Genomic DNA, 514 nt, shown 5'->3' with positions numbered 1-514 from the left:
CGGTGAGCCTGTGACTGGGTGTGACACCGCGGATGAATCCGTTCATCACGTCGATGAGGACTCTGGCGATGTCGATACCATCGTCTGTGTTTTCGAGGATGTATGAGGATGTATTCTGAGAGAGTCATTGGTTTGGTTGTTGGGTTTAGTGGTTATTGTTCTGGCACCAGAATAGAACGTATGTACTTGTATGTCAAGGGTGGAAAGTCTGAACTCGGATTTGTCTGATTTTGGGATTTACATGATTTGGTTGTGTGGGGGATGCGGTTGTGGCCTCGGCTCGAACTTTCTTTAGGGCGGGGTCGGAGCTGTCCTTCGGCGGGCTCCCACCGCAACGGATTTTCGACAGGGTGAACGGGTGGGGGTGAGCACGAGGCCAGGTCAGTTTGGCAGGCAGTGTTTTCGCCCTCACCCCCTCTCCCCCAGGGAGAGGGGGTGAACAGCGACAATCATTTTTGCCGGTGACGACAACCATTTTTGCCGGTCGGTAGATACGATGATCTGGTACCCAGGA

This window comes from Dehalococcoidia bacterium (genome assembly GCA_021295915.1).
Taxonomy (GTDB): Bacteria; Chloroflexota; Dehalococcoidia; order Lucifugimonadales; family UBA1123; genus VXRN01.
This window is presented reverse-complemented; position numbering follows the sequence as displayed.